Consider the following 24,659-nt stretch of genomic DNA (forward strand, 5'->3'; position numbering starts at 1 on the left):
CTCAAGACCTACCGAGTTCTTCGTCGAGCAGCGCGAGCAGTTCGTCCGCCGACGCGGTGCGCACGTCCGGTCCGGACTCGGCGGGTTCCGTGCGGGTGTTCGCTTCGTCCCACATGGACAGCAGAGCGCGGAGGCGGGCACTGACGGCGGCGCTCTGCTGGTCGTCCGGCGTCAGGAGGGACAGTGCGGACTCCAGGCGGTCCAGCTCGGCGTCGATGGCCGGCGCCCCGCCTCCCGGCAGTTCGTCGAGCACCTGCGCGGCGAGCGCGGACGGTGTGGGGTGGTCGAAGACGAGCGTCGCGGGCAGGCTCAGTCCGGTGGCCGCGTTGAGGAGGTTGCGGAACTCGACCGAGGTCAGCGAGTCGAAGCCCAGTTCCTTGAACGCCCGGCCCGCTTCCACCAGCTTGGTGTCCTCGTGGCCGAGGACCGCGGCGGCCTGCTCCCGTACCAGCTCCACGACGGCGCGTTCCCGCTCGGGACCGGACAGCGTGGCGAGCCTGGCCGCCAGGTCGAGCGGCATCGCCGCCTCGGCTGCCGCCGGGGCGCGCTGTGCGCCGGCCAGTTCCCGCAGCAGCGGGCTGGGCCGCACCGTCGTGAAGGCCGGGGCGAACACGTTCCAGTCGACGTCCGCCACCAGTGCCGTCGGGTCGCCCTGGCGGATGGACCGGTCCAGTGCGGCAACCGCCCGCTCGGGCGCCATCGGGGCCAGGCCGCGGCGGCGCAGGTGGTCGCCGAGCTGCCCTTCGACCATGCCGCCGCCGCCCCACGGCCCCCACGCGACCGCGGTGGCGGGCAGGCCCGCCGCCACGCGCCGTTCCGCGAGCGCGTCGAGGAAGGCGTTGGCGGCCGCGTAGTTCCCCTGGCCCGCCGCGCCGAACGTGCCCGACACCGAGGAGAACATGACGAACGCGGTCAGGTCCCGGTCCCTGGTCAGTTCGTCCAGGTTGACCGCGGCGTCGACCTTCGGCCGCAGTACGGCGTGGAGCCGGTCCGGGGTGAGCGCGGACAGCACGCCGTCGTCCAGGACCCCGGCCGCGTGCACGACCGCGGTGAGCGGGAACTCGTCGGGCACCGAGGCCAGCAGGTCCGCCAGCGCGTCCCGGTCGGCGGCGTCACAGGCCGCGATCGTGACGCGGGCGCCCAGCGCGGTCAGCTCCGCGCGCAGTTCCTCGGCGCCTTCGGCGTCCGGCCCGCGCCTGCTGGTCAGCAGCAGATGCTCGGCCCCCCGCGCGACCAGCCACCTGGCGACGTGTGCGCCAAGTGCGCCGGTACCGCCGGTGACCAGCACCGTACCGGTGGGATCCCAGTCACCCGCGCGCCCGGAGGACACCGGTACGAGCCTCCGGCCGTACACCCCGCCGGCGCGGAGCGCGACCTGGTCCTCTTCCTGCGCGCCGGACAGGACGCCCGCGAGGCGGGCTCCGGTGCGCTCGTCCAGTGTGCCGGGCAGGTCCACGAGGCCGCCCCAGCGCTCGGGGTGCTCCAGTCCGACGACCCGGCCGAGTCCCCACACCATCGCCTGGTCGGGGCTGGCGGGCGTGTCGGAGCCACCGGTCGCGACCCCGCCGCGCGTCGCGCACCACAGCTTCGCGGCGAGGCCGGTGTCACCGAGGGCCTGGACGAGGGCGAGGGTGGCGGCCAGGCCGCCGGAGGGCAGTTCGGGGTCGAGCGCGTACAGCGACAGCACGCCCGCGACGGGCTCGTCGATCGCCACACGGGCCGCCAGCGAGTCCCGGTCCACCGCCCCGCCGGTGCGTACCGGCAGCACCCGCGCACCGTGCTTGCTCAGCGCGGCGGCGACGGATTCCTCACCGGCGCCGTCGCGGCTGACCACGAGCCAGGTGCCCGAGAGCGCGGCGGTGGGCTCGCTCACCGGCAGCCAGGTGACGCGGTAGCGCCAGCCGTCGGCCGCGGAGTTCTCGGCCTGTTCCCGCCGCCACGACGACAGCCGGGGCAGCACCGCGCCGATCGGGTCGTCGGGGGACACGGCCAGCTCGTCCGCCAGCTCACCGAGGTCGCCGTCCGCCACGGCCGCCCAGAACCGCGCGTCGACGGTCCCCGCGACGTCGCCCGAGGAGGCCTTGGCCAGGGTCGGCCAGAACCTCTGCCGCCGGAAGGCGTAGGTGGGCAGGTCGACGTGGGCGCCACCGGCGGTCAGGCCGGTCCAGTCGACGGCGACGCCGAGCACGTGCAGGCTGCCCGCGGCCGTCGCCAGCGCGAGCGTCTCGGACCGGTCGCCGCGCAGCGCGGGTACGAACTCGGCGTCGGGCGCGTTCTCCCGGCCCAGCGCGGTGAGCACCCCGCCGGGACCGATCTCCAGGAAGACGTCCGCGCCCTGGTCCCGCAGTGTGGAGACGGCGTCGGCGAACCGTACCGACTCGCGTACGTGCCGCATCCAGTACTCCGGCGAGGCCAGCTCCTCCGCGGTGGCCCGCGCGCCGGTCAGCGTCGACACGATCGGGATGGCGGGCGCCTCGTACGACACCGCTTCCAGTACGCGGCGGAACTCGTCCAGCATCGGCTCCATCAGCGGCGAGTGGAACGCGTGGCTGACCCGGAGGCGGGAGACCTTGCGCCCCGCCTCACGCCAGCGCTCGGCAAGGGCCTCGACATCGGCGTCGACGCCCGAGAGGACCACCGACGCCGGGCCGTTGACCGCGGCGATGCCGACAGTGTCGGACAGCTCGGGCAGGATCTCGGCCTCGGTCGCCTGGATCGCGACCATCGCGCCACCGGACGGCAGCGCCTGCATCAGCCGGCCCCGAGCCGACACCACGGCGGCGGCGTCGGCCAGCGACCACACACCCGCCACATGGGCCGCGGCCAGCTCGCCGATCGAGTGTCCGGCCAGCAGATCCGGCCGGACGCCCCATGCCCCCAGCAGGCGGAACAGGGCGACCTCGACCGCGAACAGCGCCGGCTGTGTCACCCCGGTCTCGTTCAGCGCGTCGGCGTCCTCACCGAACAGGACCTCACGCACCCGCGGGCCGAACTCACCCAGCACCGCGTCCAGCGCCTCGGCGAACACCGGGAAACGCTCGGCCAGTTCACGGCCCATGCCCAGCCGCTGCGAGCCCTGACCGGAGAAGAGGAACGCCAGCCTGTGCCCCGCCGCGACGCCGGTGACCAGCCCGCCCGCGGTCCGCCCCTCGGCGAGCGCCTTGAGGGCCGTGAGCAGTCCGTCGCGGTCCTGCCCGACGACGACCGCCCGGTGGTCGAGGGCGGGTCGCGCCACCGCGAGTGTGGTGGCGACGTCGAGCGGGTTCAGCTCGGGGTGTGCCACGAGGTGGGCGCGCAGCCGGTCGGCCTGCGCCCGCAGCGCGTCGCCGCCTCGGCCCGACACCAGCAACGGCGGCGGCAGTACGGGCGTGCCCGGTGCGGCCTGCGGTGCGGCCTTCCTTACGGCGGCCTCGGTGACCGGTGCCTGCTCGATGATGGCGTGCGCGTTGGTGCCGCTGAACCCGAAGGCCGACACACCGAACCGGCGCGGCCGGTCGGTGTCCGGCCAGGAGCGGGTCTCGGTGAGGAGCGCGACATCGCCGGCCGACCAGTCGACCTGCGGAGTCGGCTCGTCCACGTGCAGCGTCTGCGGCAGCACGCCGTTCCTCATCGCCATGACCATCTTGATCACACCGGCGACACCGGCCGCGGCCTGCGTGTGGCCGATGTTCGACTTGATCGAGCCGAGCCACAGCGGCTCACCGCCGCGGTCCTGGCCGTAGGTGGCGAGAAGTGCCTGCGCCTCGATCGGGTCGCCGAGCTTGGTGCCGGTGCCGTGCGCCTCCATGGCGTCCACATCGGACGGGGCCAGGCCCGCGCTCGCCAACGCCTGCCGGATCACCCGCTGTTGCGACGGACCGTTCGGAGCCGTGAGCCCGTTGGACGCGCCGTCCTGGTTGATCGCCGAACCCCGCACGACCGCCATCACCCGGTGCCCGTTGCGCTGCGCGTCGGACAGCCGCTCCAGCACCAGCATGCCGACGCCCTCACCCCAGCCGGTGCCGTCCGCGTCCGACGAGAACGGCCTGCACCGACCGTCGGTGGCGAGGCCCCGCTGACGGCTGAACTCCATGAACGCGCCCGGCGTCGACATCACCGTCACACCGCCCGCCAGCGCCAGCGAGCACTCACCCGCCCGCAGCGCCTGCGCGGCCAGGTGCAGTGCCACGAGCGACGACGAGCACGCCGTGTCGACCGTCACCGCCGGCCCCTCAAGACCGAACGTGTAGGCGATCCGGCCGGACACGACGCTCGCCGCGTTGCCGGTGCCGATGTGCCCTTCGAAGCTCTCCTCGCTCGCCGCCAGCAGTGTGGCGTAGTCCTGCGTGTTGGAGCCGGTGAAGACGCCGACGTCGTGCCCTCGCAACGAGTTCGGGTCGATACCGGCCCGCTCGAAGGCCTCCCAGGAGGTCTCCAGCAGCAGTCGCTGCTGCGGGTCCATCGACAGCGCCTCGCGCGGCGAGATCCCGAAGAACGCCGGGTCGAACTGGTCGACATCGTGCAGGAAACCGCCCTCACGGGCGTACGAGGTGCCGGCGTGGTCGGGGTCCGGGTCGTACAGCCCGTCCAGGTCCCAGCCACGGTTGCCGGGGAACTCGCTGATGGCGTCGACACCGTCCAGCACCAGCCGCCACAGATCCTCGGGGGAATTCACCCCGCCGGGGAAGCGGCAGCTCATGCTCACGAGCGCGATCGGATCGTCGGTCACGGCCGTGGTCACGGTCGTTCGGGTGGGCGCCGCGACGACGGGCGCCCCCGCGAACTCGGCGCCGAGGTGCGCCACGAGCGCGGCGGGTGTCGGGTAGTCGAAGACCAGCGTGGCCGACAGACGCAGTTCGGTCGCCGCGTTGAGACGGTTGCGGAACTCGACGGCGGTCAGTGAGTCGAAGCCCAGTTCCTTGAAGGCCCGGTCGGGTGCGACGGCCTGTGCCGAGCCGTGGCCGAGTACCACGGCCACATGGCCGAGTACGAGGTCCAGCAGCGCCTTCTCCCGCTCACCGGCACTCATCCCGGCCAGCGACCGCGCCAGCGCGGACCCGGTCGCGGCGGAGCCGGACTCGGCGGTCCTGCGTGCCGTGCCGCGCACCAGACCACGCAGCAGGTGCGGTACGGGGGCGGAGCGCGCCTGCCGCTGCAACACGGCCAGGTCCAGAGGCACCGGCACCAGCGCGGCGCGCCCCGTGGAGTTCGCCGCGTCGAACAGCGCCAGACCCTCGGCCGAACCGAGCGGAATCACACCGCCCCTGGCCATCCGGCGCACATCCGCCTCGTCAAGCCCACCGGCCATGCCGTCGGCGTCCGCCCACAGACCCCACGCCAGCGACGTGGCGGCCAGACCGGTGGCCCGGCGGTGCTGCGCCAGCGCGTCCAGGAATGTGTTGGCCGCCGCGTAGTTGCCCTGGCCAGGGCCACCGAGGGTGCCGGCGGCCGAGGAGAACAGGACGAACGCGGAGAGGTCCAGGTCGCGGGTCAGCTCGTGCAGATGCCAGGCCGCGTCGACCTTCGGCCGGAACACACCATCGATCCGCTCCGCCGTCAGCGAGCCGATCGTGGCGTCGTCCAGAACACCCGCCGTGTGGACGACAGCGGACACGGGGTGCTCGGCCAGCAGGCCGGCGACGGCTTGCCGGTCGGCCACGTCACATGCCGCGAACGCCACCTCGGCGCCCTGCGCGACCAGTTCAGCGCGCAGCTCCTCGGCGCCTTCCGCCGCGGCGCCGCGCCTGCTGACCAGCAGCAGGTTCCGTACGCCGCGCTCCGCGACCAGGTGCCGGGCGACGAGGCCGCCGAGCGTGCCCGTCGCGCCGGTGAGCAGCACCGCGCCCGAACCGAAGCCGGGATCGTCCACCACGGACTGCGGGACCCTCGCCAGGCGGGGTACTCGGATGTCGCCGGAGCGTACGGCGAGTTGCGGCTCTCCCGTGGCCAGCACGGACGGCAGTGCGTCGCGCGAGGCCGCCTCGTCGTCGAGATCCACCAGGACGATCCGGTCCGGGTTCTCCGACTGCGCCGACCGCACCAGGCCCCACACCGTTGCGTGCGCGACGTTCCGCACGTCCTCGTCGGCCGTGGTCGCGATCGCGCCGCTGGTCACGATCGCCAGGCGTGACGCGTCGAACCGCTCGTCGGCGAGCCAGCTCTGCACCACGTTCAGCGCCCAGTGCGCCGCCTCGTGGGCGCCGGCGACCGGGTCGGACGCCGAGGTGACCGGGCAGGGCAGAACGACGAAGTCAGGCAGTTCGGCCAGCCCCGCCAGCGCCTCCAGGTCGCTCCACTCGGTCGTGGGAGCGTCACCGTCGGGCAGGGGAACGGCAGTCCAGTCGACGCCGAACAGCGAGTCCCAGTCCTGCCGCGTCAGTGTCGCCGACACCGGGCGCAGTTCCAGCGAGTCGATCGTGGCCACCGGCGCGCCGGTGCCGTCCGCGACCGCCAACGCCACCCCGTCCGCCCCGGCGGGCGACAACCGCACCCGCAGAACGGTCGCACCCGAGGCGTGCAGCCGCACACCCGACCACGCGAACGGCAGCCCGCCGAACGCATCGGCATCACCCATCAGCGAGACGGCATGCAGCGCCGCGTCCAGCAGCGCCGGGTGCAGACCGAACCCGTCCACACCCACACCATCCGGCAGGGCCACCTCGGCGAACACCTCATCGCCCTTGCGCCACGCCGACCGCAGACCCTGGAACACCGGTCCATAGGCGAAACCGTCGCTGGTCACGCGGCCGTAGAACTCGTCCAGGTCCAGGACCTCCGCTCCTACGGGCGGCCACTCGACCAGGACGGGCTCGACGGACCGGCCGCCCTCGCGCAGCACACCGGTGGCGTGCCGGGTCCACGTACGGCCATCGTCCGCGTCAGCCGCGCTGGAGTAGAGGGTCAGCTCACGTCGGCCGGACTCGTCCTCGGCACCGACCCACACCTGTACCCGCACCGAGCCGTTCTCGGGCAGGACGAGCGGCGCTTCCAGCGCCAGTTCCTCCACCAGGTCGCAACCGACCTGGTCACCCGCCCTGATCGCCAGCTCGACGAACGCCGTACCCGGCAGCAAGGTCGATCCCTGGACCACATAATCGGCCAGCCACGGATGAGTCTGGACCGACAGGCGACCCGTCAGCAGCACACCGTCCGTGCCACCCACCGCGACCGCCGCACCCAGCAACGGGTGCTCCGCCGCACCGAGACCGGCCGCCGAGACATCGCCGATCAGCGGCAGCACGTCCAGCCAGTAGCGCTCGCGCTGGAACGGGTATGTCGGCAGGTCCAGCCACTGGGTGCCACGGCCGCCGAAGAAGGGTGCCCAGTCCACCCGGACACCGCGTACATGCAGCTGTCCCGCGGCCGTCGTGGCGGCCACGGCCTCCGGACGGTCACCACGCAGCATTGGTACGAACCCGGCGTCGGGTGCGGTCTCCTGGCCCAGCGCCGACAGCGTCCCACCGGGACCGACCTCGACGAACGTGCCCACACCCTCACCCAGGAGCGTGCCGACAGCATCGGCGAACCGTACGGACTCCCGTACGTGCCGCACCCAGTACTCCGGCGAGGCCAACTCCTCCGCGCTCGCCCGCGCACCGGTCAGCGTCGACACGATCGGAATCACGGGCGCCTCGAACGACACGCCCTCCAGCACCGCACGGAACTCATCCAGCATCGGCTCCATCAACGGCGAGTGGAACGCGTGGCTGACGCGAAGCCGCGTCACCTTCCGACCACCCTCGCGCCACAGTTCCGCCAGCACGTCCACATCGGCGGCGACACCGGAGACGACCACCGAGTTCGGACCGTTCACCGCGGCGATGCCCACGGTCTCCGGCAGATCGGCGGCAACCTCGGCCTCAGAAGCCTGGACCGCCACCATCGCACCACCCGACGGCAGCGCCTGCATCAGCGCACCACGCGCCGACACCACCTTGACCGCGTCCGCCAGCGACCACACACCGGACACATGCGCGGCGGCCAGCTCACCGATCGAGTGGCCCGCCAGCATGTCGGGGCGCACACCCCACGACTCCAGCAGCCGGAACAACGCCACCTCGACCGCGAACAACGCCGGCTGCGTCACACCCGTCTCGTTCAGCGCATCGGCATCCTCACCGAACAGCACCTCACGCACCCGCGGATCGAACCGACGCAGGACCTCGTCCAAGGCTTCCGCGAACACCGGGAAACGCTCGGACAGTTCACGACCCATCCCGAGCTTCTGCGATCCCTGACCCGAGAACAGGAAACCCACCCGGCCGGGCTCGTCCACGACGCCCGCGACCACGGCACCGGTCGCCTGACCGTCGGCCACGGCCGCCAGAGCGGCCAGGAACTCGGACCGGTCGGCGCCGACCACCACCGCACGGTGCTCCAGCACCGCCCGCGTCGACACCAGCGCGCGGCCCGCGTCGGCCACGGTCAGCTCAGGAGTCGCGTCCACAAAGGACGCGAGCCGCGACGCCTGCTCCCGCAACGCGTCGGCGCTCCTGGCCGACAGCACCCACGGCACCAGGTTGTCTCGTACCGGCTCCGGGGCTTCCTCCCGCTCCACGGCGGGGGCCTGCTCGATGATGGTGTGCGCGTTCGTCCCACTCACACCGAACGACGACACTCCCGCCCGCCACGGCTGACCGGTCTCCGGCCACGGCTGGGCCTCCGTCAGCAACGACACCGCGCCGGCGGACCAGTCCACGTGCGACGACGGCTCGGTGACATGCAGCGTCCGCGGCAGCACACCATTCCGCATCGCCATGACCATCTTGATCACACCCGCCACACCTGCTGCCGCCTGCGTGTGACCGATGTTCGACTTCACCGATCCCAGCCACAACGGCCGGTCGGCGGGCCTGCCCTGGCCGTAGGTGGCCAGCAGCGCCTGTGCCTCGATCGGGTCGCCCAGCGTCGTACCGGTGCCGTGCGCCTCCATGGCGTCCACGTCGGACGGCGCGAGCCCCGCACTGGCGAGCGCCTGCCGGATGACCCTCTGCTGCGAGGGACCGTTCGGCGCCGTCAGACCGTTCGACGCACCGTCCTGGTTCACCGCGGAACCGCGCACGATCGCCAGCACCTGGTGGCCGTTGCGCCGGGCGTCCGACAGCCGCTCCACGACCAGCATGCCGACGCCCTCACCCCAACCGGTGCCGTCGGCACTGTCGGAGAACGCCTTGCACCGGCCGTCCGGGGCCAGCCCCCGCTGACGGCTGAACTCGACGAACGCGCCCGGCGTCGACATCACTGTCACACCGCCGACCAGCCCGAGTTCGCACTCACCCTTGTTCAGCGCCTGCACCGCCAGATGCAGTGCCACCAGCGACGACGAGCACGCCGTGTCCACCGTGACGGCGGGCCCCTCCAGGCCGAACGTGTACGACAGCCGGCCGGAGATGACGCTCGCCGAGATTCCCGTGCCGGCGTACCCCTCGACGGTCTCGTGCGCGGCCATCACCAACGCGCCGTAGTCCTGGCCGTTGGTGCCGACGAACACACCGGCCCGACGGCCCCGTACCGAATGCGGGTCGATGCCGGCCCGCTCGAAGGCTTCCCAGGAGGTCTCCAGCAGCAGTCGCTGCTGAGGGTCCATGGCCAGCGCCTCGCGCGGTGAGATCCCGAAGAACGCCGGGTCGAATCCCGCCGCCCCGTAGAGGAATCCGCCTTCACGCGCGTACGTGGTACCCGAGTGGTCGGGGTCGGGGTCGTACAGGGACTCCACGTCCCAGCCACGGTCGGTCGGGAACCCCGCCACCGCGTCCACACCCTCGGCCACCAGACGCCACAGGTCCTCGGGCGACTCGACGCCCCCGGGGAAGCGGCAGCTCATACCGACGATCGCGATCGGCTCGTCGGTCACGGCCGCGGCGGGGCCCTCCGCCACGGCGTCGAGCACACCGCCCAGCAGCTCAGCGCCAAGTCGCGCCGCGAGAACAGCGGGCGTCGGATAGTCGAAGACCAGCGTGGCCGGCAGCGTCAGCTCGGTCGCCGCGTTGAGACGGTTCCGCAGCTCGACCGAACTCAGCGAATCGAAACCAAGCTCCCTGAACGCCCGGTCGGGCGCGACGGCCTGCGCCGAGCTGTGACCCAGCACCACGGCCACATGGCCGAGTACGAGGTCCAGCAGCGCCTTCTCCCGCTCTCCGGCACTCATCCCGGCCAGCGACCGCGCCAATGCGGACCCGGTCGCGGCGGAGCCGGACTCGGCGGTCCTGCGTGCCGTACCGCGTACCAGACCACGCAGCATGTGGGGCACAGGGGCGGAGCGCGCCTGCCGCTGCAACACGGCCAGGTCCAGAGGCACCGGCACCAGCGCGGCACGCCCCGTCGAACCCGCCGCGTCGAACAGCGCCAGACCCTCGGCCGAACCGAGCGGAATCACACCGCCCCTGGCCATCCGGCGCACATCCGCCTCGTCAAGCCCACCGGCCATGCCGGCCGCGTCCGCCCACAGACCCCACGCCAGCGACGTGGCGGCCAGACCGGTGGCCCGGCGGTGATGGGCCAGCGCGTCCAGGAACGTGTTGGCCGCCGCGTAGTTGCCCTGACCAGGACCCCCGAGGATGCCCGCCACCGAGGAGAACAGGACGAACGCGGAGAGGTCCAGGTCGCGGGTCAGCTCGTGCAGATGCCAGGCCGCGTCGACCTTCGGCCGGAACACACCATCGATCCGCTCAGGCGTCAGCGAGCCGATCGTGGCGTCGTCCAGGACACCGGCGGTGTGCACCACGGCGGAGATCCGATGGCCGGCCAGCAGGCCGGCGACGGCTTCCCGGTCGGCCACGTCACACGCCGCGAACGCCACCTCGGCACCCAGCGCGACCAGTTCAGCGCGCAGCTCCTCCGCGCCCTCGGCCGCAGCGCCGCGCCTGCTGACCAGCAGCAGGTTCCGTACACCGCGCTCCGCGACCAGATGCCGGGCAAGAAGACCGCCCAGCGTGCCCGTCGCACCGGTGACCAGCACCGCATCCGAACCGAACCCGGGATCGTCCACCACGGACTGCCGGACCCTCGCCATGCGCGGCGCGCTGGCAACACCCGAACGCACCGCGAGCTGCGTCTCTCCCGTGGCCAGCACCGAAGGCAGCGCGTCGAGAGATGTCGTTTCGTCGTCGATGTCGACCAGGACGATCCTGTCCGGGTTCTCCGACTGAGCCGACCGCACCAGGCCCCACACCGTGGCGTGCGCGAGGTTCCGCACATCCTCGTCGGCCGTAGTGGCGACAGCGCCGCTGGTCACGATCGCCAGACGTGACGCGTCGAACCGCTCGTCGGCGAGCCAGCTCTGCACCGTGTTCAACGCCCAGTGCGCCGCCTCGTGCGCGCCAGCGACCGGGTCGGACGCCGAGGTGATCGGGCACGGCAGAACGACGAAGTCAGGCAGGTCGACCGACTCCGCCAGCGCCTCCAGATCGCTCCACTCGGTCGTCGGAAGGTCACCGTCGGACACCGGCACCGGTACCCAGTCGACGCCGAACAGCGAGTCCCGGTCCTGCCGCGTCAGTGTCGCCGACACCGGGCGCAGTTCCAGCGAGTCGATCGTGGCCACCGGCGCGCCGGTGCCGTCCGCGACCGCCAACGCCAGCCTGTCCGCCCCGGCGGGCGACAACCGCACCCGCAGAACGGTCGCACCCGAGGCATGCAGCCGCACACCCGACCACGCGAAGGGCCACCGATCGGAATCGCCGCCCGCCAGGCCGATCGCGTGCAATGCCGCGTCCAGCAGCGCCGGGTGCAGACCGAACCCGTCCGCAGCCACACCGTCCGGCAGCACGACCTCCGCGAACATCTCGTCCCCGCCGCGCCATACCGCGCGCAGTCCCTGGAACACCGGCCCGTAGGCGAAACCGCCGTCTGCCATGCCGTCGTAGAGCCCGTCCAGGTCCACGACCTCGGCGCCCACCGGCGGCCACTCGACCAGGGACGTCCCAGCGGAGCTCTCGCCGGCACGCAGCACACCGGTGGCGTGCCGGGTCCACGTACGGCCGTCCTCCGCGTCACCCGCACTGGAGTGGAAGGTCAGCTCACGTCGGCCGGACTCGTCCTCGGCACCGACCCACACCTGTACCCGCACCGAGCCGTTCTCGGGCAGGACGAGCGGCGCTTCCAGCGCCAGTTCCTCCACCAGGTCGCAACCGACCTGGTCACCCGCCCTGATCGCCAGCTCGACGAACGCCGTACCCGGCAGCAGAGTCGAGCCCTGGACCACATAATCGGCCAGCCACGGATGGGTCTGGACCGACAGGCGACCCGTCAGCAGCACACCGTCCGTGCCACCCACCGCGACCGCCGCGCCCAGCAACGGGTGCTCCGCCGCACCGAGCCCGGCCGCGGTGACGTCACCGATCAGCGGCAGCGCGTCCGGCCAGTAGCGCTCGCGCTGGAACGCGTACGTCGGCAGGTCGACCCGCTGAGCGCCACGGCCGGTGAAGAACGGTTCCCAGTCCACCCGGACACCGCGGACGTGGAGCTGTCCCGCGGCCGTCGTTGCGGCCACGGCCTCCGGACGGTCACCGCGCAGCACCGGTACGAAGAGCGCGTCCGGCGCGGACTCCTGGCCCAGCGCCGACAGCGTCCCACCGGGACCGACCTCGACGAACGTGCCCACACCCTCGTCCACGAGTGTGCCGACAGCGTCGGCGAACCGCACCGACTCGCGTACGTGCCGCACCCAGTACTCCGGCGAGGCCAACTCCTCCGCGCTCGCCCGCGCACCGGTCAGCGTCGACACGATCGGAATCACGGGCGCCTCGAACGACACGCCCTCCAGCACCGCACGGAACTCATCCAGCATCGGCTCCATCAACGGCGAGTGGAAGGCATGGCTCACCCGCAGCCGGGACACCTTCCGCCCCGCCTCACGCCACCGCTCAGCAACCGCCTCCACATCGGCGGCAATCCCGGAGATGACCACCGACGTCGAACCGTTCACCGCACCGATGCCCACGGACTCCGACAGGTCCGAGGCGACCTCGGCCTCGGACGCCTGAATCGCCACCATCGCGCCGCCCTCGGGCAGCGCCTGCATCAGACGACCGCGAGCCGACACCACCTTGGCGGCATCGGCCAGCGACCAGACGCCCGCCACGTGCGCGGCGGCCAGCTCACCGATCGAGTGGCCCGCCAGCATGTCGGCCCGGACACCCCACGACTTGAGCAGGTGGAACAGCGCGACCTCGACCGCGAACAACGCCGGCTGGGTCACACCGGTCTGGTTCAACACCTCGGCGTCGTCGCCGAACAGCGCCTCCCGGACCTCCGGAGCCAGATGCCCCAGCACCTCGTCCAGCGCCGCGGCGAACACCGGGAACCGCTCGGACAGTTCACGACCCATCCCGAGCTTCTGCGACCCCTGACCCGAGAACAGGAAACCCACCCGGCCGGGCTCGTCCACGACGCCCGCGACCACGGCACCGGTCGCCTGACCGTCGGCCACGGCCGCCAGAGCGGCCAGGAACTCGGACCGGTCGGCGCCGACCACCACCGCACGGTGGTCCAACGCCGATCGCGAAGTCGCGAGTGAGTAGCCGACATCAACGGGCGCGTGCCCCTCCACCATCGCCATCAGGCGCTCGGCCTGACCACGCAGGGCACCCTCGGCACCCGCCGACAGCACCCACGGCACCAGGCCGTCACGTACCGGCTCGGGGGCTTCCTCGCGCTCGACCACGGGGGCCTGCTCGATGATGGTGTGCGCGTTCGTCCCGCTGAACCCGAACGACGACACACCGGCCCGCCACGACCCGCCGGTCTCCGGCCACGGCCGCGCCTCCGCCAGCAGCTCCACCGCACCGGCGGACCAGTCCACGTGCGTGGACGGCTCGGTGACATGCAGCGTGCGCGGCAGAACGCCGTGTCGCATCGCCATGACCATCTTGATCACACCCGCCACACCGGCCGCGGCCTGCGTGTGACCGATGTTCGACTTGATCGAGCCGAGCCACAGCGGCTCGCCCTCGCGGTCCTTGCCGTACGTGGCCAGCAGCGCCTGCGCCTCGATCGGGTCACCCAGCGTGGTACCGGTGCCGTGTGCCTCGACCGCCTGCACATCGGACGGCGCGAGACCGGCACTCGCGAGCGCCTGGCGGATGACCCGCTGCTGCGAGGGACCGTTCGGCGCGGTCAGACCGTTCGACGCGCCGTCCTGGTTCACCGCGGAACCGCGCACGACCGCCAGCACCTGGTGGCCGTTGCGCTGGGCGTCGGACAGCCGCTCGACGAACAGCATCCCGATGCCCTCACCCCAGCCCGTGCCGTCGGCGCTGTCGGAGAACGCCTTGCACCGGCCGTCCACGGACAGTCCGCGCTGGCGGCTGAACTCGATGAACCCGCCCGGCGTGGACATCACGGTGACGCCGCCCGCCAGCGCGAGCGAGCACTCGCCGGACCGCAGTGCCTGCACCGCCAGGTGCAGGGCGACCAGCGACGACGAGCAGGCGGTGTCGACCGTCACCGCGGGGCCTTCGAAGCCGAACGTGTAGGACAGCCGGCCGGAGGCCACGCTGGACGCGTTGCCGGTCGCCACGTATCCGCCCACGTCATCGGCGGCCCCGTCCAGCACGAGCGTGTAGTCCTGCACGTTCGAGCCGACGAACACACCGACGCGCTCACCGCGCAGCGACTCCGGGTCGACGCCGGCCCGTTCCAGCAGTTCCCAGGAGGTCTCCAGCAGCAGCCGCTGCTGCGGGTCCATCGCCAGCGCCTCGCGCGGCGAGATCCCGAAGAATCCCGAGTCGAAGTCCGCCACACGGTCGAGGAAGGCACCCATGCGGCTGTACGACGTGCCCACACCCGCCGGGTCCGGGTCGTACAGCGTCTCCAGATTCCAGCCGCGGTCGGTCGGGAAGTCCGACACGGCGTCCCCACCCGCGAGGAGTACGTCCCAGAGGTCCTCCGGGCTCGACACACCACCGGGGAACCGGCACGCCATCGACACGATCGCGATGGGCTCGTCGGTCACACCGGAGACGGCGACCGGAGCGGAGGTGGTGGGGGCCACGCCCGCACCGGACAACTCGACCCGCAGGAAAGCGGCCAGCGCGGCGGCCGTCGGGTAGTCGAAGACGAGCGTCGCGGGGAGCGCGACGCCGGTGGCCTCGCTCAGCCGGGTACGCAGCTCCACCGCGGTCAGCGAGTCGAAGCCCAGCTCCTTGAAGGCGCGGGTCGCGGAGAACGCGTCACCGGATACGTGGCCGAGCACCGCGGCGGCCTCGTACCGGACCAGCTCGGTGAGCTCCCGCTCCTGCTCGGCCTCGTCCAGACCGACCAACCGCTGAGCGAGGGCCGACAGGCCCTGCTCCGCCGGAGCGGCCTCGAACGCGGCCCGCACCTCAGGCAGTTCACCCAGCAGCGGACTCGGCCGCTGCGACATGAAGGTGCCCGCGAACCGCTCCCAGTCGACATCCGCGACGACGAGGTTCCCGTCACCGCGTTCCAGGGCCGTGGCCAGACCCGCCATCGCCACAGCCGGAGCCATCGTGATGAGGCCCCTGCGGCGCAGCTGGGCCGCCGCGTCCTGCCCGGCGTCCGCGACCATTCCGCCATCGCCCCACGGACCCCACGCGACCGCGGTGGCGGTCAGGCCCGCCGCCCTGCGGTGGTCGGCGAGGGCGTCCAGGTAGGCGTTGGCGGCAGCGTACGCGCCCTGCCCGCCACTGCCCCACACACCGGCGATCGAGGAGAACAGGACGAACGCGTCCAACGGTGTGTCGCCCAGCAGCTCGTGCAGATTCCTCGCGCCGACGACCTTGGCCGCCAGCACATCGGCGAACTCGGCGAGGTCGGTCGGATCGAGGCCGGCAAGGGCGGCCGAGCGCTCGATGCCCGCCGTGTGCACGACCGCGGTGAGCGGGAACTCGTCGGGCACCGAGGCGAGCACGTCCGCCAGCGCGTCCCGGTCGGCGACGTCACAGGCCGCGACCGTGACGCGGGCACCCAGCTCGGTCAGCTCCGCACGCAGTTCCTCCGCGCCTTCGGCGTCCAGCCCACGCCTGCTGGTCAGCAGCAGGTGTTCGGCGCCCTTCGCCACCAGCCATCTGGCGACACGCGCACCGAGCGCACCGGTACCGCCGGTGACGAGGACCGTGCCACGCGGCGCCCAGCCGACCCCGGACGCCTTGCCCAGCGGCGCGGGCACCAGCCTGCGGCCGAGGATCCCACCACCGCGTACGGCGACCTGGTCCTCACCGGCCGTTCCCGCGAGCACCGAGACCAGCAGATCACCGGTCACCTCGTCCCGCGTATCCGGCAGATCCACCAAGCCGCCCCAGCGACCCGGGTGTTCCAGTGCCGCCACCCGGCCCAGACCCCACAGCATCGACTGCTCGAACCCGGCGACGACGTCATCCGCGCCCACCGACACCGCACCCGACGTCACACACCACAACGGCGCCGGCACATCCGCGCCACCCAACGCCCCCAGCAGACCAATCGTGCCCGCCACACCCTCGGGCACCACCGAACCGCCCGCACCCGCCAGCCCCAACAGCGACACCACACCACTCAGCGCGGGCAACCCGCCCAACTGACCGGCCCAGTCCACACCTTCCGCATCCACATACAGAAGCTCTACATCCGCACCATTCCGGACCAACGTGTCGCGGACCCACTCGGCGCGCGGCTCCCCGGCCGGCGCGACCACCAGCCAGGCACCGTCCAGCGGTCGGCCCTCGGCGGTTACCGGCAGCCAGTCGACCCGGTACCGCCAACCGTCCACAGCGGAACGGCCCTGCTGCTCCTTGCGCCAGGCGGACAGCCGGGGCAGCACGGCGCTCAGCGGGTCGTCCGACGACACGTCCAGCGTACGGGCGAGATCATCGAGGTCGCCCTCCTCCACGACCTCCCAGAACTGTGCCTCCACCGGCGACATCCGCTGGGTGCGCTCGGCGGGCATGTCCAGCCAGTAGCGCTCGCGCTGGAACGCGTACGTCGGCAGATCCACTCGCCGGGCCCCGCTGCCCGCGAAGTAGGCGGTCCAGTCGACCGCCACACCGTGCGCGTGCAGTGCGGCGACGGTGGTGACGAGCGCCATCTCCTCAGGCCTGTCCGTGCGCAGCGCCGGCAGGAACACCGCGTCGGGCGCCCCGCCGAGACCGAGCGCGGACAGCGTCCCGCCCGGCCCGACCTCGACAAACACACCGGCACCCTGCTCACGCAGTGTCAGGACGGCGTCATGGAACCGTACAGACTCGCGTACGTGCCGCACCCAGTACTCCGGCGAGGCCAACTCCTCGGCCGTGGCTCGCGCACCGGTCAGCGTCGACACGATCGGGATCGCGGGCGCCTCGTACGACACGCCCTCCAGCACCGCACGGAACTCGTCCAGCATCGGGTCCATCAGCGGCGAGTGGAACGCATGGCTCACCCGCAGCCGGGACACCTTGCGCCCCGCCTCACGCCACCGCTCAGCAACCGCGTCGACATCGGCGGCGACACCGGAGACGACCACCGAGTCCGGACCGTTGACCGCGGCGATACCCACGGTCTCCGGCAGCTCAGGCGCCACCTCGGCCTCGGACGCCTGGACGGCCACCATCGCGCCGCCCTCAGGCAGCGCCTGCATCAGACGACCGCGAGCCGACACCACCTTCACCGCATCCGCCAACGACCACACACCCGACACATGCGCGGCAGCCAGCTCACCAATCGAATGCCCGGCCAGCACATCCGGCCTCACACCCCACGACGCGAGCAAGCGGAACAACGCCACCTCGACCGCGAACAACGCCGGCTGCGTCACACCCGTCTCGTTCAGCGCGTCGGCATCCTCACCGAACAGCACCTCGCGCACCCGTGGATCGAACCGACGCAGGACCTCGTCCAGGGCTTCCGCGAACACCGGAAAGCGCTCGGACAGTTCACGGCCCATGCCCAGCCGCTGCGAGCCCTGACCGGAGAACAGGAAGCCCAGCATCCCGCTCACCACGGAGCCCGTCACCACGCCCGCCACGTGCCGGCCCTCGGCCAGCGCGGCCAGAGCGATCAGCCCGGCCTCCGCGTCCTCCGCGACCACCACCGCACGCTGCTCGAACGACGCACGCGACGTCGCCAGAGAGAACCCGACATCCACCGGATCCAGACCGACCACACCCGAGTGCAGCCGCTCCGCCTGGTACCGCAACGCCTCCGCACTCCGCGCCGACAGCACCCACGGCACCAGACCAACCGGCCCGGACGCCACAACCGAACCCGACTCCTCGGCCTCCGGAGCCTGCTCGATGATGGTGTGCGCGTTCGTACCGCTGAACCCGAACGACGACACACCGAACCGGCGCGGCCGGTCGGTCTCCGGCCAGGAACGGGTCTCGGTGAGGAGCGCGACATCGCCGGCCGACCAGTCGACCTGCGGAGTCGGCTCGTTCACATGCAGCGTCTGCGGCAGCACACCGTGCCGCATCGCCATGACCATCTTGATCACACCGGCGACACCGGCTGCCGCCTGCGTGTGACCGATGTTCGACTTCACCGAGCCGAGCCACAGCGGCTCGCCGCTACGGTCCTGGCCGTAGGTCGCCAGCAGCGCCTGCGCCTCGATCGGATCACCCAGCGTCGTGCCGGTGCCGTGCGCCTCCATGGCGTCCACATCGGACGGCGCGAGCCCCGCACTGGCGAGCGCCTGCCGGATAACCCGCTGCTGCGACGGACCGTTCGGAGCCGTCAGACCGTTCGACGCACCGTCCTGGTTCACGGCGGAACCGCGCACGACCGCCAGCACCTGGTGACCGTTGCGCTGGGCATCGGACAGCCGCTCCACGAGCAGCATGCCGACGCCCTCACCCCAACCGGTGCCGTCCGCGTCGGCGGAGAACGCCTTGCAGCGCCCGTCCACCGACAGGCCCCGCTGGCGGCTGAACTCGATGAAGGAGCCGGGCGTCGACATCACTGTCACACCGCCGACCAGCCCCAGGTCACATTCGCCCCTGTTCAGCGCCTGCACCGCCAGGTGCAGTGCCACCAGCGACGACGAGCACGCCGTGTCCACCGTCACCGCAGGGCCTTCGAGCCCGAACGTGTACGACAGCCGACCCGAGATAACACTCGCCGAGATGCCCGTGCCCGCGTACCCCTCGACGGTCTCCTGCGCGGCCAGCAACAACGACGCGTAGTCCTGGCCGTTGGTACCGACGAACACACCGGACCGGCTGCCCCGCAACGAGTTCGGGTCGATACCCGCCCGCTCGAACGCCTCCCACGACGTCTCCAGCAACAGCCGCTGCTGCGGGTCCATCGCCAGCGCCTCACGCGGCGAGATCCCGAAGAAACCCGAGTCGAAGTCCGCCACACCGTCGAGGAAGGCACCCATACGGCTGTAGGTGGTGCCCATGTGGGCGGGATCCGGGTCGTAGAGCGCCTCCACGTCCCAGCCACGGTCGGCCGGGAACCCCGCCACCGCGTCCCCGCCCTCGGCCACCAGACGCCACAGGTCCTCGGGCGACTCGACACCACCGGGGAAGCGGCAGCTCATACCGACGATCGCGATCGGCTCGTCGGTCACGATCGCGGCGGAGCCCTCGGCCACCTCGTCAAGTACCCCGCCCAGCAGCTCAGCGCCAAGTCGCGCCGCGAGAACAGCGGGCGTCGGGAAGTCGAAGACCAGCGTGGCCGGCAGCGTCAGCTCGGTCGCCGCGTTGAGACGGTTCCGCAGCTCGACCGAACTCAGCGAGTCGAAACCCAGCTCCCTGAACGCCCGGTCGGGCGCGATGGCCTGTGCCGAGCTGTGACCCAGCACCACGGCCACATGGCCGAGCACCAGATCCAGCAGCGCCTTCTCCCGCTCTCCGGCACTCATCCCGGCCAGCGACCGCGCCAGCGCGGACCCGGTCGCGGCGGACCCGGACTCGGCGGTCCTGCGTACTGTGCCGCGCACCAGTCCACGCAGCAGGTGCGGCACAGGGGCGGAGCGCGCCCGCCGGTGCAGCACGGTCAGATCCACCGGCACCGGCACCAGCGCGGCACGCCCCGTCGAACCCGCCGCGTCGAACAGCGCCAGACCCTCGGCCGAACCGAGCGGGATCATGCCTCCGCTGGTCATCCGCCGTACGTCGGCCTCGTCAAGCTCGCCGGTGATACCGCTGGCCTCGGCCCACAGGCCCCATGCCAGCGAGGTCGCCGCCAGACCGGCCGCCCGGCGGTGCTGCGCGAGGGCGTCCAGGAAGGCGTTCGCCGAGGCGTAGTTGCCCTGGCCGGGGCCGCCGAACACACCGGCGGCGGACGAGAACAGGACGAACGCGGAAAGGTCCAGGTCGCGGGTCAGCTCGTGCAGATGCCAGGCCGCGTCGACCTTCGGACGGAACACACCATCGATCCGCTCCGGTGTCAGCGAGCCGATCGTGGCATCGTCCAGGACACCCGCCGTGTGGACGACAGCCGTTACAGGGTGCTCGGCCAGCAGCGCCGCCACCGCGTCCCGATCCGCCACATCACACGCCGCGAGCACCACTGCGGCGCCCTGCGCGACGAGTTCGTCGCGCAGTTGCTCGGCGCCCTCGGCCGCGGCGCCGCGCCTGCTGACCAGCAGCAGGTTCCGTACGCCGCGCTCCGCGACCAGATGCCGGGCGACAAGGCCGCCGAGCGTGCCCGTCGCGCCCGTGACCAGCACCGCGCCCGAACCGAACCCGGGGTCGTCCACCACGGACTGCCGGACCCGCGCCATGCGCGGCGCACTGGCAGCACCCGAACGCACCGCCAACTGCGGCTCTCCCGTGGCCAGCACGGACGGCAGCGCGTCGAGCGAGGCCGCCTCGTCGTCGAGATCCACCAGGACGATCCGGTCCGGGTTCTCCGACTGTGCGGACCGTACGAGGCCCCACACCGCCGCCTGCGCGACGTCCCGGACATCCTCATCAGGCAAGGTGGCGATCGCGCCACTGGTCACGATGGCCAGGCGTGACGCGTCGAACCGGTCCTCCGCCAACCAGGCCTGCACCGCGTTCAGCGCCCAGTGCGCCGCCTTGTGCGCGCCGGCGACCGGGTCAGACGCCGAGGTGACCGGGCACGGCAGAACAACGAAGCCGGGGAGTTCCGCCGACTCCGCCAGCGCCTCCAGATCGCTCCACTCGGTCGTCGGAAGGTCGCGGTCGGCCAAGGGCACCGGCACCCAGTCGATGCCGAAGAGCGCGTCACCGCCGTCGTCACCGGTGAACTGTTCCGGCGAGACAGGGCGCAGTTCCAGCGAGTCGATCGTGGCCACCGGGGCTCCCGCCCCGTCCGCGACGGCCAACGCGACCCCGTCCCCTGCGGGCGACAACCGCACCCGCAGAACGGTCGCACCCGAGGCATGCAGCCGCACACCCGACCACGCGAACGGCAGCCCGCCGAGCACATCGGCATCACCCATCAGCGAGACGGCATGCAGCGCCGCGTCCAGCAGCGCCGGGTGCAGACCGAACCCGTCCACACCCACACCATCCGGCAGGGCCACCTCGGCGAACACCTCATCGCCCTTGCGCCACGCCGACCGCAGACCCTGGAACACCGGGCCGTAGCCGAAGCCCTGCTCCGCCAGCCGGTCGTAGGCCCCGTCCGGGTTCACGGCCTCGGCCCCGGCCGGCGGCCACTCGACCAGGGAAGTCCCGGCGGAACGGCCGTCCTGGCGCAGCACGCCGGTGGCGTGCCGGGTCCACGAACGGTCGTCGTCGCCCGTGCTGGAATAGAGGGTCAGTTCGCGCCGGCCGGACTCGTCCTCGGCACCGGCCCACGCCTGCACCCGCACCGAGCCGTTCTCGGGCAGGACGAGCGGCGTCTCCAGCGTCAGCTCCTCGACCAGGTCGCAGCCGACCTGGTCGCCCGCTCTGATCGCCAGCTCGAGGAACGCCGTACCGGGCAGCAGGGTGGAGCCCTGAACCACATAATCGGCCAGCCACGGATGGGTCTGGACCGACAGGCGACCGGTCAGCAGCACACCGTCGGTGTCACCCACGGCGACCGTCGCGCCCAGCAGCGGGTGCTCCGCCGAACCGAGCCCGGCGGCCGAGACATCACCGATCAGCGGCAGCGCGTCCAGCCAGTAGCGCTCGCGCTGGAACGCGTACGTCGGCAGGTCGACCCGCTGAGCGCCGCTGCCCTTGAAGTAGGCGGCCCAGTCCACGTGGGCGCCACGTACGTGTGCCTCCGCGATCGCGGCGGTCAGCGCCGACTCCTCCGGACGGTCGGTGCGCAGCACCGGCACGAACCCGGCGTCGGGTGCGGTCTCCTGGCCCAGCGCCGACAGCGTCCCACCAGGGCCGACCTCGACAAACGTGGTCACGCCCTCGTCCCGCAGCGTGCTCACGGCGTCGGCGAACCGTACGGACTCGCGTACGTGCCGCACCCAGTACTCCGGCGAGGCGAGTTCTTCGGCGCTCGCCGACCGGCCCGTCAGCGTCGACACGATCGGGATCGCGGGCGCCTCGTACGACACGCCCTCCAGCACCCGGCGGAACTCGTCGAGCATCGGGTCCATCAGCGGTGAGTGGAAGGCATGGCTCACCCGCAGCCGGGACACCTTGCGCCCCGCCTCACGCCACCGCTCCGCGACCGCCTCGACATCGGCGGCGACACCCGAGACGACCACCGACGTCGGACCGTTCACCGCCGCGATGCCCACGGTCTCCGGCAGGTCGGCGGCGACCTCGGCCTCGGACGCCTGGACCGCCACCATCGCGCCGCCCTCGGGCAGCGCCTGCATCAGACGACCGCGAGCCGACACCACCTTGACCGCGTCAGCCAGTGACCACACACCGGACACGTGCGCGGCGGCCAGCTCACCGATCGAGTGGCCCGCCAGCATGTCGGGGCGCACACCCCACGACTCCAGCAGCCGGAACAACGCCACCTCAACGGCGAACAGCGCCGGCTGCGTCACACCCGTCTCGTTCAGCGCGTCGGCATCCTCGCCCCACAGCACCTCGCGCACCCGCGGATCGAACTCACCCAGCACCGCGTCCAGCGCCTCGGCGAACACCGGGAAACGCGCGGACAGTTCACGACCCATGCCCAGCCGCTGCGACCCCTGACCCGAGAACAGGAAGCCCAGCATCCCGCTCACCACAGAGCCCGTCACCACACCCGCCACGTGCCGGCCCTCGGCCAGCGCGGCCAGAGCGATCAGCCCGGCCTCCGCGTCCTCCGCGACCACCACCGCACGCTGCTCGAACGACGCACGCGACGTCGCCAGAGAGAACCCGACATCCACCGGATCCAGACCGACCACACCCGAGTGCAGCCGCTCCGCCTGGTACCGCAACGCCTCCGCACTCCGCGCCGACAGCACCCACGGCACCAGACCAACCGGCCCGGACGCCACAACCGAACCCGACTCCTCGGCCTCCGGAGCCTGCTCGATGATGGTGTGCGCGTTCGTCCCACTCACACCGAACGACGACACACCGAACCGGCGCGGCCGGTCGGTCTCCGGCCACGGCCGGGCCTCCGTCAGCAGTTCCACCGCACCGGCGGACCAGTCCACGTGTGACGACGGCTCGGTGACGTGCAGCGTCTGCGGCAGCACACCGTGCCGCATCGCCATGACCATCTTGATCACACCGGCCACACCGGCGGCGGCCTGCGTGTGACCGATGTTCGACTTCACCGAACCGAGCCACAGCGGCTCACCACCGCGGTCCTGGCCGTAGGTCGCCAGCAGTGCCTGCGCCTCGATCGGGTCGCCCAGCGTCGTGCCCGTGCCGTGCGCCTCCAGGGCGTCCACATCGGACGGGGCCAGACCCGCAGTCGCGAGCGCCTGCCGGATCACCCGCTGCTGCGACGGACCGTTCGGAGCCGTCAGACCGTTCGACGCGCCGTCCTGGTTCACCGCGGAACCGCGCACGACCGCCAGCACCTGGTGCCCGTTGCGCTGGGCATCCGACAGCCGCTCCACCAGCAGCATGCCGACACCCTCACCCCAACCGGTGCCGTCGGCGCTGTCGGAGAACGCCTTGCACCGGCCGTCCACCGACAGGCCGCGCTGGCGGCTGAACTCCACGAAGGAGCCCGGCGTGGTCATCACCGTCACACCGCCGACCAGCGCCAGCTCGCACTCACCCTTGTGCAGCGCCTGAGCCGCCAGGTGCAGTGCCACCAGCGACGACGAGCACGCCGTGTCCACGGTGACGGCGGGCCCCTCAAGGCCGAACGTGTACGACAGCCGGCCGGAGATGACGCTCGCCGAGATACCGGTGCCTATGTATCCCTCGACGGTCTCCTGCGAGGCCAGCAACAACGACGCGTAGTCCTGGCCGTTGGTGCCGACGAACACACCGGACCGGCTGCCCCGCAACGAGTTCGGGTCGATACCCGCGCGCTCGAACGCCTCCCACGACGTCTCCAGCAGTAAGCGCTGCTGGGGGTCCATCGCCACTGCCTCACGCGGCGAGATCCCGAAGAAACCGGAGTCGAAGTCCGCCACCCGGTCGAGGAAGGCACCCTTACGGCTGTAGGTGGTGCCCGAGTGGTCGGGGTCGGGGTCGTACAGGGACTCCACGTCCCAGCCACGGTCGGCCGGGAACCCGGACACCGCGTCCCCGCCCTCGGCCACCAGACGCCACAGGTCCTCGGGCGACTCGACACCACCGGGGAAACGGCAGCTCATACCGACGATCGCGATCGGCTCGCTGGCCTTCTCCTCGACCTCGCGAAGCCGTTGCTTGGTCTGCCGCAGATCGGCGGTCAGGCGCTTCAGGTAGTCGAGGACCTTGTCGTCATTCGACATA

At 72.0% G+C, this 24,659-nt stretch carries 1 protein-coding gene; it reads right to left on the minus strand.

Annotated elements, in window-relative coordinates; all coding sequences use genetic code 11:
• Nucleotide 1 precedes the first annotated feature (1 nt).
• Nucleotides 2-24,658 (minus strand): type I polyketide synthase, encoded by a 24,657-nt coding sequence (locus tag ACIOGX_RS01480; RefSeq protein ID WP_401909251.1) that lies wholly within the window; start codon nucleotides 24,656-24,658, stop codon nucleotides 2-4.
• Between the last annotated feature and the right edge of the window lies 1 nt (nucleotide 24,659).

Origin of the sequence: Streptomyces sp. NPDC088147 (assembly GCF_044741565.1) — a bacterium.
Taxonomy (GTDB): domain Bacteria; phylum Actinomycetota; class Actinomycetes; order Streptomycetales; family Streptomycetaceae; genus Streptomyces.